Below are 12,889 nucleotides of genomic sequence, written 5' to 3'. Positions count from 1 at the left end.
CCGTAAATTAAGCGATAACAATACAATATTGGAGTTATTTGGAATCTTTACACAATACGTTGCTCATCTGCTGCTACGCTTTCTGAGATTTGTAGGGCAGGTAGCGCGGTGAGCGTGTGAATATTTGCCCGGGAATTACGACGAAGTAATAAGGTGGAATAAAAATGAGTGCGTCGTTGGCAATCCTCACAATCGGCGTTGTGCCAATGAGCGAAGTGTTACCGCTTCTGACGGAATACATCGACGAACAACACATCACCCATCATAGCCTGCTGGGAAAAATGAGCCGGGAAGACGTTATGGCGGATTACGCTGTAGAGCCTGGCGACGATCCGCTTTTGACGTTGCTGAATGATAACCAGATAGCCCATGTTTCCCGCCAGAAAGTGGAGCGAGATTTACAGAGCGTTGTCGAGGTGCTGGATAACCAGGGTTACGATGTCATTATACTGATGAGCACCGCGGCGATTAAAAGTATGGCAGCCCGTAATTCTATTTTGCTTGAACCGCTGCGTATTATTCCACCGCTTGTCGCCTCTATTGTGGATGGGCATCAGGTGGGCGTGATTGTGCCTGTTGCAGAACTTCTGGCGGCCCAGGAGAAAAAATGGCAGGTATTGCAAATGCCGCCGGTGTATTCGCTGGCGAATCCGGTTCACGGTTCTGAGCAACAGTTAATTGATGCCGGGCAGGCGCTACTGGATCAAGGCGCGGACGTCATTATGCTGGATTGTCTGGGTTTTCATCAGCGTCATCGGGATATTTTACAGCAAGCGCTGGATGTGCCGGTTTTACTCTCTAACGTTTTGATTGCGCGGTTAGCTTCAGAACTGCTTGTCTAATTTTACGTGACAGGCCGAACGTCAGGACTCTATATTGGGTGTTAATTTAATAATGAGACGGGGCCTGATTATGCTACAAAGCAATGAATACTTTTCCGGGAAAGTGAAGTCTATTGGATTTACCAGCAGTAGCACCGGCCGGGCCAGCGTTGGTGTGATGGCGGAAGGGGAGTATACATTTGGCACCGCCGAACCCGAAGAGATGACGGTTGTGAGCGGCGCGTTGAAGGTACTGTTGCCGGGAACTGTCGAATGGAAAGTGTATACAGCCGGTGAGGTGTTTAACGTGCCTGGCCACAGTGAGTTTCATCTACAGGTTGCTGAGCCCACCTCGTATCTGTGCCGCTATTTGTAACGGTGAGTCCCCTCTCCGGCGGAGAGGGACCCTCTGGTTAGCGCTGCGCTTCGCCGCCTAATCCTTCCACCAGGCTTTGAATCAGCGCCGCCAGCTCTCCGGTCATCAGGATAAAGTCCGCGTCAAAACGTTGGGCAAAATCTTCCCGGTCGATATCTTCGTTCTGATCGCGCAGCTCATCGCAGAATTTCAGACGCTTAATGGAGCCGTCGTCGCACATGACGAATTGAATACGCTGCTGCCAGTCGAGCGCCAGCTTCGTGACCACTTTACCCGCTTCAATATGAACGGCGATCTCGTCGCTGACCAGATCCTGCTTTTTCGCGCGGATCACGCCGCCATCTTCCAGCATCGCTTTCAATTCGGCTTCGTCCAGCAACTGGAAACCCTGAGCGACCGTACCGGAGCGCACCCACTCGGTGAGCGTCAGCTCAATCGGATTTTCCAGCGCCAGCGGGACGACCGGCAGCGAGCCAAGACTTTTACGCAGTAGCGCCAAAGTATCTTCCGCTTTTTTCGCGCTGGCGCAGTCAACCATAATCAGGCCGTTAACGGTATCAATCCACATCATTGTCTGACTGAAGCGGCTAAACGCGCGCGGCAGCAACGAATGCAACACTTCATCCTTCAGGGAATCTTTTTCCGTCTTCTTCAGCTTGCGTCCCTGATCGGCTTCCAGTTTCTGGATTTTCGCCTCCAGAGCCTGTTTGATCACTGGCGATGGCAGGATTTTCTCTTCTTTGCGCGCGCAAATAATAATTTGGCCATTGGCGGTGTGCGTTAACGCATCGCTGTGAGAGCCCATCGGCGGAACCCAGCCCATTTTGGCCATATCCTGGCTACCGCATGGGGTAAACGTCATTGAGGCGAGCTGTTTCTCCATCTCTTCGGCGCGTAATGTAATATCGCGGCTAAGACGGTAAACCATTAAATTTTTGAACCACAGCATGATAATTTCCACGGCCTTGTCGTTAAATCCAGGCGGTATAGTAACGAATTGTCGGCAGGCTTGCATTGCCAATCAGAACGGTGAATTCTACCCTGTTGATATTCCCAAAAAATGAGGAGCGGTATGTGCGTATTGGTATCGATTTAGGCGGCACAAAAACGGAAGTCATTGCGCTTGATGATGCAGGAGAGCAGCGGTTTCGCCATCGTCTGCCTACGCCGCGGGAGGATTATCAGCAAACGATAGAAACCATCGCTACGCTGGTCGACATGGCGGAACAGGCGACCGGCCAGACCGGTAGCGTCGGCATTGGCATTCCCGGTTCTCTCTCGCCTTACACCGGCGTGGTGAAAAACGCTAACTCTACGTGGCTTAACGGCCAGCCGTTCGATAGCGATGTGAGCCGTCGTCTGAAGCGTGAAGTGCGGTTAGCCAACGATGCCAATTGCCTGGCGGTATCAGAGGCGGTGGATGGCGCGGCGGCGGGGGCGCAAACGGTATTTGCGGTGATTATCGGTACCGGGTGTGGCGCGGGCGTAGCGCTAAATGGCCGGGCGCACATCGGCGGCAACGGTACGGCAGGTGAATGGGGCCACAATCCGTTGCCGTGGATGGATGACGATGAGTTGCGTTACCGCGAAGAAATTCCCTGTTATTGCGGTAAACAAGGCTGTATCGAAACCTTTATTTCCGGTACGGGATTTGCCACGGATTACCAGCGTTTGAGCGGTAACGCGCTAAAAGGCGATGAGATTATTCGTCTGGTCGACGCGCAGGACGCCGTGGCGGAACTGGCGTTAAGCCGTTATGAGCTGCGGCTGGCGAAAGCATTATCTCATGTCGTGAATATTCTGGATCCGGATGTCATTGTGCTGGGCGGCGGTATGAGCAATGTTGAGCGCCTGTACAAGACGGTTCCGTCGCTGATGAAATCGTTTGTTTTTGGCGGCGAGTGCGAGACGCCGGTACGTAAGGCGCGGCATGGCGATTCGAGCGGCGTGCGCGGCGCGGCCTGGCTGTGGCCGCTGGCGTAACGTTTTTAGCCGGATGGCGTCATCCGGCAACCGGCGTGACCGATGGCTGCTTGTGTTTTAGACGTCCGTATACCAGCAACGACGACATGGCGGAAAACGAGAGCAGGGCGGCGGGAAGCGCCACATAGTGGTACGCAAAACCTAGCGTCAGCATCAGCCCGCCGCACCAGGCGCCAATCGCGCTACCGAGATTAAACGCGATTTGCCCTCCCGCCGCGCCCAGCAGTTCGCCGCCTTTGGCGTTTTGCAGTAGCAGGATTTGCAGCGGCGCAGAGAGCGCAAACAGACCAGCGCAGCAGATAAACGCGAAAGTCAGCGATGCCGTTTTGTATCCGCTGAAGAAAAAGAGCGCCATGAGAGAGAGCACGATAACGAGGTCAGTCACTACCGCGATGCGCAGCGGCGTATATCTGCCGGAGAGTTTGCCGCTTAACAGATTGCCTAACACCATCCCCAGCCCGACCAGCATCATAATAAACGTCATGCTCGTCTCCGAAAAACCGGAGATGTACATCATAAATGGCTTGATATAGCTGAACCAGGCAAAAACGCCCGCATTGCCGAACATCGTGGCGGCGAAAATGAGCCACGGCGCGGGACTACGCAAGAAGTGGAACTGCTCGCGCAGGCTGCCTTGGGCTTTGTCGCGAATATCCGGCACCCAGAAGAAAATTGCGGTGAGCACGGCGATGTTGAAAACCGCGATCAATAAAAAGGTGTAGCGCCAGCTAAATTCCTGGCTCAGGTAAGTGCCGACCGGAATGCCCACCAGATTCGCCACCGTCATTCCTGAAACCATACCCGCGACGGCGGCGGTGACTTTCCCGGGGCGGATAATCTTTGACAGGACAATGGCGCCGACGCCAAAAAAGGCACCGTGCGGAAAGCCGGAAACCAGTCTGCCGACGGCGAGCATCAGATATGACGAGGAAAAGGTAAATATGGCATTGCCCATCACGCACAGCGTGACCAGAAACAGCAGTATATGTTTAAGCGAAAAGCGGCTGGAAAAGAGCGCCATAACAGGCGCGCCCAGCACGACGCCGAAGGCATAAAACGAGATCATATGCCCGGCGGCGGGAATCGTTATTCCGACATCGCGCGCCAGCTCCGTCAGCACGCCCATAATGCCAAACTCGGCCATCCCCAGTCCGAACGTACCCAGCGCCAAAGAAAAAATAACTTTTTTCATACCACCTGCCGAAAATAAAGGCGCATGTTGCGCGCTGTGGCTGTGAATTGTCACAGCCAATCAACGTATAGCTTGCGGATAAGCGCGAGGTAATACCATTCCTTATCCGTCTTTGTGTATTCATTATTATGCTATGTCATGACAGTATGCTGTGCGCAGGATGACACTCGCGTTACTCCACAGCAAACGCTTTGTCCAGTTTGCTATAACCAAGCCCATTGATTTTTTTCACTTTTATCTGCACGGGGATTCGTTCTTTCATGGCTTCCACATGGCTAATCACACCGATGGTCTTCCCGCTGGCATTCAGCGCGTCGAGCGCATCCAGCGCGGCGTCCAGCGTTTCGCTATCAAGCGTGCCGAAGCCTTCGTCGAGGAACAAAGAATCAATGCGCGTTTTATGGCTGACCAAATCTGATAACGCCAGCGCCAGCGCCAGGCTGACCAGGAAGCTTTCGCCGCCTGATAACGTTCGCGTATCGCGCACGGCGTCGGCCTGCCAGGTATCGACAACCTCCAGTTCCAGCGCGTCGCTGGCTTTGCGCTGCAATAAATAGCGGCCATGCAGGCGGGTGAGCTGATGATTCGCCAGCCAGACCAGATTATCCAGCGTCAGTCCCTGGGCGAATTTGCGGAACTTATCACCTTCTTTAGAGCCGATCAGCGCATTGAGATAGCCCCAGTCTTCCACTTGCTGAGAGGTTTGCTTCATTTCCGCCATCAGCGCCCGTTGGCGCTGCCGATTATCTGCATCCTGTTTAATTTGCTGGCGGATTTCCCCCTGGCGTGTCGTGTTTTCGCGCAGTTGTTGCGCCAACTGCGCCAGCCGCTGCGCGAGCTGCTCCTCCGTACACGTTGGGTCCAGACCGGCGGGTGGCTGTTGCTGATGGTCAGCCAGCGCCTGCGCGGACTGCGCGCTTAACGCCTTCGCTTGTTGTAGCTGACTTTCCAGCGTTTGTTGTTGTTTTTCCAGACGGGTCACGGTCTCTTCATCCAGCAACGCCGCCAGGAACGTTGCCTGGCTGTCAAACGGGCTATTTTTTAACGCCGCATCAAAGTGCGCTATCGCCTCGGCGGCGCGCTGCTGTTCCTGCGTCGTCTGTTCCTGCAGGGTTTGCAACTGGCTTTGTAATGACACGCACTCATCATGCGTCTGCCGCCAGTTATCCAGCGGCACGTCGTCGTCGGAATCCGCGGTATCCGTTTGCGGTAGCGTCTCCAGCAACGGGGCAAGCCTGTCGATCTGCGTTTGCAAATCCGCGAACTCTGTCTGACGCTGTTGCCATATTTTCGCTTCGTCGGCGCGCTCATTCAGCCATGAGGCTTCGTCTTCTGGCGCTGGAAGGGAAAGTGTATACTGCGCCAAATCAGCCGTCAGCGACGCCTGACGCTGCGCAATCTGCGCGGTAAAGCGCGCTACCTGTTCAGTATGCGCCGCGATTTGCGTTTGTAGAGCATGACGCTGGCTGAGCTGATCCAACTGTTGCTCATGCTCTTCCGCGGCGGCCAGCCAGCCCGCGAGGTCTTCTTGCGGCTGGAGCTGAACGCCCAGCGTAGCGCATAGCGTTTGCCATTCCTCAGTAAGCGCTTGCTCCTCCTGCAACAACGACTGCGCCTCGCTTTCATCCCGCTGTAATTGTTGCGTTAAGGCATCTAACTGTCCTCGCAGCGCCGCGCCTTCTTCCGCCAGCGTTTTGACCTCTTTTTCCAGCGCGTCGCGGCGGGTTTGATTCGCGCTCAGTTCCAGCGCCTGATAGGCGGCGATGGCGGGGTGCGTCGTCGAGCCGCAAAGCGGACACGGCTGGCCGGACTGTAAGTGCGCCCGCTGGCTTTCCAGATCTTTGATGCGCGCCTCCTGCTCGCAAATAGTGCGAACGTCCGCAAGCTCCTGCGCTTTAGTCTTATAACTCAAACGCTTATCCGCCAGACGTTGGGTGTATTGCGCCTGCTCCTGATGATGACGCGCGATAGCTGCCTGTAGCTGCGCCTGACGCTTTTGTTTCGGGAGAATTTGCCCCTGAAGCGCGGCGAGACGATGGCGTAGCGGACGCTGCCGGGTATGCAATGCCCTGGCTTCCGCCAGCGCCTGTGGCGTGAGGTCGAGCGTGAGCGGCGGTAGCGCATCACGCTGACGCGTATCGCTCAGCAACTGCTGTTGCCATTGGCTCAGTTGCGCCCGATCGTGGGATTGTTGTGTTAATAATGCTCGCCACCCCGCCAGTTCGCTGCGCCAGACGCGGATGCCGTCGTGTTCCGCCAGCCATGTCTTCAACCGCTGCCCTGTGGCGTTCAGTTGCGTGAATTGTCGATGCGCGCAGGCGCGGATACGCTGGCGCAGGCGATATGCGCTTTGTAAGCGAGCATTCACTTCATCACTGTGCTGGCGAACACGCTCAACGGCGCGGGTTTGTTCCTGAATGCGCTCCCAGTGCGGGCGCAACTGGCGAGCAGGTTGCGCCAGTGTCAACGCCGCGAGCTGCGGCTGCGCTTTTTCTCGCGCCTCTTGCGCTGCGTACAGCGCCTGCTGCCGGGCGTGTAATTCAGTGTGGAGCTCGTTTTTTCGGGTCAGCCAGTGAAGGTGCTGCTGCTGTACCTGCTGGTCGGCCAGCAGGCGTTTCTCTTCGTCAGTAAGCGCCTGCAAACTGGCTTCCAGTTGCTGTAACTGTTCGTCCGCCAATAGGGCGACGCCGCTGGCCTGCGCTTGTAACTTTTCCAGTTCGAGACGGGCTGATTTATGTTTTTCAAATACCTGTGCGGAGATCTGCCCGTAAATCTCAGTGCCGGTGAGCTCCTCCAGAAGCTCTGCGCGCTCTTTCGCTTTGGCGTTAAGAAAGGCGGCGAACTGCCCCTGTGATAACAACATCGAACGGGTGAAGCGCCCGTAGTCCAGCCCGGTCAACGTGGCGATCATCTCCAGTTTATCCTTTACCTTATCGGCAAAGATCTTTCCGTCTGAACACCGCGCCAGCTCCACGCGTGGGGCCTGGAGATTGCCGTCAGGCTGATTTCGGGCTCGGTTCTGGCTCCAGAACGCGCGCCAGGCTTCGCCTTTTACCTCGAACTCCACTTCGGCCAGACATTCCGCTGTATCGCGCGTCATCAAATCGTTTTGCGATTGCGATACCGTATTCAGGCGCGGCGTTTCGTGGTACAGCGCCAGGCAGATGGCGTCAAGCAAGGTGGTTTTTCCCGCGCCGGTCGGGCCGGTAATAGCGAATAACCCGTTACTGGCAAACGGTTCGGCGGTAAAGTCGACCTTCCATTCTCCTTTCAGCGAGTTCAGGTTTTTCAGACGCAAACTGAGAATTTTCATGCCTCGTGCTCCTCATTCAACGCGTAGAGCGTGCTGGAAAAGAGCTGATTCAGGCGCTCGCGCTGCGGGGTATCTAACGCTTCCAGCGCCAGACGCCGCGCAAAAACCTCTTCCACGCTAAGCTCGCTTAATGTTTCCCGCCGCTCGTTCGCCAGCGAGCGCTCACGCTGTTCGCGGCTACGGCGCACCAGTAATACCTCTACGGGGAGTGACTCCGTTAATGTCTGTATTCTGCGTTGGATATCGTGCAGATAATCATCGGTGGTGATTTCAATATCCAGCCAGACGGGGGGCGATTGCTCAACGCCGCGCCACTGCTCAAGCTGTTCGGTAATTGACGCCAGGTCGCCTTTTAAAACCGCCAACGGTTGAGTCACGGGGACAGCCAGACTTTCGGTACTTTGCCATTTTCCCTGCTCGAAGGTCACCAGATGCACGCATTTGCTTTTGCCGCACTCATCAAAGCTGAGGGCGATGGGCGAGCCGCAATAGCGGATATGCTCTGTGCCGCCGACACATTGCGCGCGGTGAATGTGTCCCAATGCGATATAATCCGCGGGGGGGAAATGCTGCGCCGGAAAGGCATCCAGCGTACCGATATAAATGTCGCGAACCGCATCGCTTTTGCTGGCGCCGACGGTGGTTAAATGTCCCGTCGCGATAACCGGCAGCTTTCGTTCGCCGCGTAGCTGGCACGCTTCCTGATGCTGCTGTTGATAATAATCGGCAATCGCATGAAGAAGTTGCTGCTGTTTCTCGTTGCCGGATAACCCCGCCTGACTGGTAATAATGTCGCGCGGGCGCAAAAAGGGAATGGGGCACAGTACGGCGCCCGGAGAACCGTCGCGACGATGAAGTAGCCGCGGCGCATAGCCCGCGCTGGCGATCACGGTTGTATTGAGAAACGCCAGAATGTCGCGCGATTCGTTTAGCGTGGCGACGGAATCATGATTACCGGCCAGCACCACCAGATGACAGCCCGTTTGCTGTAAATTAACGACGAAACGGTTATAAAGTTCTCGGGCATAGCTTGGCGGCGAACCGGTATCAAAAATATCGCCAGCGACAATAATGGCATCCACCTGATGGGTCTGCGCGGTCTCCAGCAGCCAGTCCAGAAAAGCCTGATGCTCCGCGGCGCGGCTTTTACTGTAGAAATTTTGTCCCAGATGCCAGTCAGAGGTGTGGAGGATGCGCATAATTGTTCCATGCAAAAAAAGCGTGAACGGGATTATACACGTCATCCCTTCCATTTTTGGGCGCAATTTACCGCCGGTACACGGTAATGCACGGTTTCACCGGTGTCATAAATCATCAACATGCTATCAATGCCGCCTTTTTTTTTCATAAATCTGTCATAAATCTGACGCATAATGGCGCGGCATTGATAACTAACGACTAACAGGGCAAATTATGGCGAGACGTATTCTGGTCGTAGAAGATGAGGCGCCGATCCGTGAAATGGTGTGCTTCGTGCTCGAACAAAATGGCTTTCAGCCCGTAGAAGCCGAAGATTATGACAGTGCGGTGAATAAACTTAATGAACCCTGGCCGGATCTCATCCTTCTTGACTGGATGTTGCCCGGCGGGTCAGGGTTACAGTTTATTAAACATCTCAAACGTGAAGCCATGACCCGGGATATTCCTGTGGTTATGCTGACCGCAAGAGGTGAGGAAGAAGATCGTGTGCGCGGGCTGGAAACCGGCGCTGACGATTACATTACCAAGCCGTTTTCCCCCAAGGAGTTGGTGGCGCGCATTAAAGCCGTTATGCGGCGTATCTCGCCGATGGCGGTCGAAGAGGTGATCGAGATGCAGGGACTGAGCCTTGATCCTGGCTCTCACCGCGTGATGACCGGCGACAGCCCGCTGGATATGGGGCCGACCGAATTTAAATTACTCCATTTCTTTATGACGCACCCGGAACGGGTTTACAGTCGCGAGCAGCTACTCAATCATGTCTGGGGCACCAATGTGTACGTTGAAGACCGGACGGTCGACGTGCATATTCGCCGTTTGCGTAAGGCGCTGGAGCACAGCGGCCACGACCGGATGGTGCAAACGGTACGCGGGACAGGGTATCGTTTTTCGACCCGCTTTTAATGCCTTTTCCGCCAGTAGAACACAGGTTTCTGGCGGAGAAGGCTTTCCATTCTTGAGGGAGTATGACGCGTGCTGGAACGGCTGTCATGGAAAAGGCTGGTGCTGGAGCTGGTGCTCTGTTGCATCCCCGCGCTTATCCTTAGCGCTTTTTTTGGTTATCTGCCGTGGTTTTTACTGGCGGCGGTGACGGGACTGCTTGTCTGGCATTTCTGGAATTTATTACGTCTTTCCTGGTGGCTTTGGGTCGACAGAAGTATGACGCCGCCGCCGGGACGGGGAAGTTGGGAACCGCTGTTATACGGTTTACACCAGATGCAGTTGCGAAATAAGAAGCGTCGTCGCGAACTGGGGAACTTGATTAAACGTTTTCGCAGCGGCGCGGAGTCGCTGCCTGATGCCGTGGTACTGACCACAGAAGAGGGCGGCATTTTTTGGTGTAACGGTTTGGCGCAACAGATACTGGGGCTACGCTGGCCGGATGACAACGGGCAGAATATTCTCAATCTACTGCGTTATCCGGAGTTTACCCAGTATTTAAAAACGCGTGATTTCACCCGTCCGCTTCATTTGGTGCTCAATACCGGGCGGCATCTGGAGATCCGCGTCATGCCTTATACCGATAAACAACTCCTGATGGTGGCGCGCGATGTGACGCAAATGCATCAGCTTGAAGGCGCCAGACGTAACTTTTTCGCCAACGTTAGCCATGAATTGCGTACGCCCTTGACGGTATTGCAAGGCTATCTGGAAATGATGCAGGAACAGGCGCTGGAAGGGGCGACGCGAGAGAAAGCGCTGCATACGATGCGCGAGCAAACGTATCGTATGGAAGGGCTGGTAAAACAACTGCTTACGCTGTCTAAAATTGAGGCGGCCCCGGCGCTGTTATTAAATGAAAAAGTGGATGTACCGATGATGCTGCGGGTCGTGGAGCGTGAAGCGCAGACGCTCAGCCAGCAGAAACATACCTTTACGTTTGAGGTCGACGATAGTCTTAGCGTTCTGGGCAATGAAGAGCAGCTACGTAGCGCGATCTCAAACCTGGTGTATAACGCGGTAAACCATACGCCGGCGGGAACGCATATTACGGTGAGCTGGCGACGTGCCGCGCATGGCGCTGAATTTTGCATTCAAGATAACGGTCCGGGGATTGCTGCCGAGCATATTCCTCGTCTGACCGAACGCTTCTACCGTGTCGATAAAGCGCGTTCGCGGCAAACGGGCGGCAGCGGCCTGGGATTGGCGATTGTGAAACATGCGTTGAATCACCATGAAAGCCGCCTTGAAATCGACAGTTCGCCTGGCAAAGGAACGCGATTTAGCTTTGTGCTGCCGGAACGTTTAATTGCCAAAAATAGCGATTAATTGCCTTTCGTAAGTATAACTTTCCATAAGCCAGCGGATGCTGGCTTATTTTCTTTGCAGTTAAGACGGGCTCGTTGAAACATTCAACGTTTGGTGATTTTTTGTTCGCATGATTAGCCATAACTTTTTCATGAGAATGGTGTTTTATTCTGGTTGTAAATTTCATATCGCTATATTCATCTGGTTTTTAGATCCCACCTTGCTTTAAAACGTTATAAGCGTTTAAATTGCGCTTCAGGTGCTGTCATTACGACTGCATTTGCGCGGTAAATCGAAAAACAATTCTTCGCCGCATCGGTCCGGGAGCTTTTCCCGCTGAAATTGATAAAAAACGCCGCTTTATAATCCTCCGGGAAAGGCAAAAATTTTAATGTTTACAACATCACCATCCACAGGCAGTAAGACTTTATGACCCATCAGTTAAAATCGCGCGATATCATCGCCCTGGGCTTTATGACATTTGCGCTGTTCGTTGGCGCAGGCAATATTATCTTTCCTCCTATGGTCGGTTTGCAGGCGGGTGAACACGTCTGGACAGCCGCTATTGGCTTTCTGATTACCGCCGTGGGGCTACCGGTTCTTACTGTTGTGGCGCTGGCGAAAGTCGGCGGCGGGGTAGACAGCCTCAGTACGCCGATTGGTAAAGTGGCGGGACTCCTGCTGGCGACCGTTTGCTATCTGGCCGTCGGGCCGTTATTTGCGACGCCGCGTACCGCGACGGTGTCGTTTGAGGTCGGTATCGCTCCGTTGACCGGCGATTCTGCAATGCCGTTGCTGATTTACAGCGTGGTCTATTTCGCTATCGTTATTCTGGTTTCCCTCTATCCGGGTAAGCTGCTGGATACGGTAGGGAATTTCCTGGCGCCGTTGAAAATTATTGCGCTGGTCATCCTTTCCGTCGCGGCTATCGTTTGGCCTGCCGGCCCAATCAGCAACGCCCTGGACGCTTATCAGAATGCGGCCTTTTCTAACGGATTTGTGAACGGCTATCTGACGATGGATACGCTTGGCGCGATGGTGTTTGGTATCGTTATTGTGAACGCGGCGCGTTCTCGCGGCGTGACCGAAGCGCGCCTGTTGACGCGTTACACGGTCTGGGCCGGCCTGATGGCGGGTGTGGGGCTGACGCTGCTTTACCTTGCCTTGTTCCGCTTAGGTTCTGATAGCGCGACGCTGGTCGATCAGTCAGCGAACGGCGCGGCGATTCTTCATGCCTACGTTCAGCATACCTTTGGCGGCGCGGGAAGCTTCCTGCTGGCGGCGCTGATCTTTATCGCGTGTCTGGTGACGGCGGTGGGGTTGACCTGCGCCTGCGCTGAGTTTTTCGCGCAGTATATTCCGCTGTCTTACCGCACGCTGGTCTTTATTCTCGGCGGCTTCTCTATGGTGGTGTCAAACCTCGGACTGAGCCATCTGATTCAAATCTCCATTCCGGTGCTGACGGCTATCTATCCGCCGTGTATCGCACTGGTTGTATTAAGTTTTACCCGCTCATGGTGGCATAATTCCACCCGCATCATCGCGCCGGCCATGTTTATCAGTCTGCTTTTTGGTATCCTTGACGGCATCAAAGCATCTGCCTTTGGCGATATGCTGCCAGCCTGGAGTCAGCGTTTACCGCTGGCGGAACAGGGACTGGCGTGGTTGATGCCAACGGTGGTGATGGTGATCCTGGCGATTATCTGGGATCGCGCGGCGGGTCGGCAGGTGACCTCCAGCGCTCACTAAAATCGCTG

At 54.7% G+C, this 12,889-nt stretch carries 10 protein-coding genes; 6 read left to right on the top strand and 4 right to left on the bottom strand.

The window, feature by feature from the left end:
- Window positions 1-164 precede the first annotated feature (164 nt).
- Window positions 165-842, top strand: coding sequence for an AroM family protein (locus EOS98_RS17155; protein WP_001276437.1), 678 nt, complete (start codon window positions 165-167; stop codon window positions 840-842).
- 70 nt (window positions 843-912) lie between these two features.
- Window positions 913-1,197 carry a pyrimidine/purine nucleoside phosphorylase gene (ppnP, locus tag EOS98_RS17150; RefSeq protein ID WP_000941953.1) on the top strand — a complete coding sequence of 95 codons (285 nt, stop codon included), beginning with the start codon at window positions 913-915 and terminating at the stop codon, window positions 1,195-1,197.
- Window positions 1,198-1,234: 37 nt separating this feature from the next.
- Here ppnP and rdgC read toward each other — a convergent pair whose 3' ends face one another.
- Entirely contained in the window at window positions 1,235-2,146 is a 912-nt protein-coding gene (gene rdgC, locus EOS98_RS17145) for a recombination-associated protein RdgC (RefSeq protein WP_000964305.1), read from the bottom strand.
- 125 nt (window positions 2,147-2,271) lie between these two features.
- Here rdgC and mak point away from each other — a divergent pair, with 125 nt between their 5' ends.
- The gene (gene mak / locus EOS98_RS17140) at window positions 2,272-3,180 is read left to right on the top strand and encodes a fructokinase (RefSeq protein WP_001219277.1); all 909 of its coding nucleotides are present in this window, start codon (window positions 2,272-2,274) and stop codon (window positions 3,178-3,180) included.
- Between the two features lie 19 nt (window positions 3,181-3,199).
- Here mak and araJ read toward each other — a convergent pair whose 3' ends face one another.
- From araJ to sbcD, 3 genes are all read right to left on the bottom strand, one after another.
- Complete coding sequence (araJ, locus tag EOS98_RS17135; RefSeq protein WP_000755630.1) at window positions 3,200-4,372, bottom strand: MFS transporter AraJ; 1,173 nt, start codon at window positions 4,370-4,372, stop codon at window positions 3,200-3,202.
- A gap of 172 nt (window positions 4,373-4,544) precedes the next feature.
- A complete protein-coding gene (gene sbcC / locus EOS98_RS17130) occupies window positions 4,545-7,685 on the bottom strand; it encodes an exonuclease subunit SbcC (RefSeq protein WP_127821184.1) in 3,141 nt (1,046 codons plus the stop codon).
- Complete coding sequence (gene sbcD, locus EOS98_RS17125) at window positions 7,682-8,884, bottom strand: exonuclease subunit SbcD (RefSeq protein ID WP_127821183.1); 1,203 nt, start codon at window positions 8,882-8,884, stop codon at window positions 7,682-7,684. Before sbcD ends, sbcC begins: the two co-directional genes overlap by 4 nt.
- Before the next feature lie 214 nt (window positions 8,885-9,098).
- Between sbcD and phoB the strand changes: the two genes are divergently transcribed.
- From phoB to brnQ, 3 genes are all read left to right on the top strand, one after another.
- Window positions 9,099-9,788: a phosphate response regulator transcription factor PhoB gene (gene phoB, locus EOS98_RS17120; RefSeq protein WP_000113921.1), complete on the top strand. Its 690-nt coding sequence runs from the start codon at window positions 9,099-9,101 to the stop codon at window positions 9,786-9,788.
- Between the two features lie 69 nt (window positions 9,789-9,857).
- The gene (gene phoR, locus EOS98_RS17115) at window positions 9,858-11,153 is read left to right on the top strand and encodes a phosphate regulon sensor histidine kinase PhoR (protein ID WP_000893642.1); all 1,296 of its coding nucleotides are present in this window, start codon (window positions 9,858-9,860) and stop codon (window positions 11,151-11,153) included.
- A gap of 408 nt (window positions 11,154-11,561) precedes the next feature.
- Complete coding sequence (gene brnQ, locus EOS98_RS17110; RefSeq protein WP_000149625.1) at window positions 11,562-12,881, top strand: branched-chain amino acid transporter carrier protein BrnQ; 1,320 nt, start codon at window positions 11,562-11,564, stop codon at window positions 12,879-12,881.
- Window positions 12,882-12,889: the final 8 nt, after the last annotated feature.

This window comes from Salmonella sp. SSDFZ69 (assembly GCF_004010755.1).
Taxonomy (GTDB): Bacteria; Pseudomonadota; Gammaproteobacteria; order Enterobacterales; family Enterobacteriaceae; genus Salmonella; species Salmonella enterica.
This window is presented reverse-complemented; position numbering and strand designations above follow the sequence as displayed.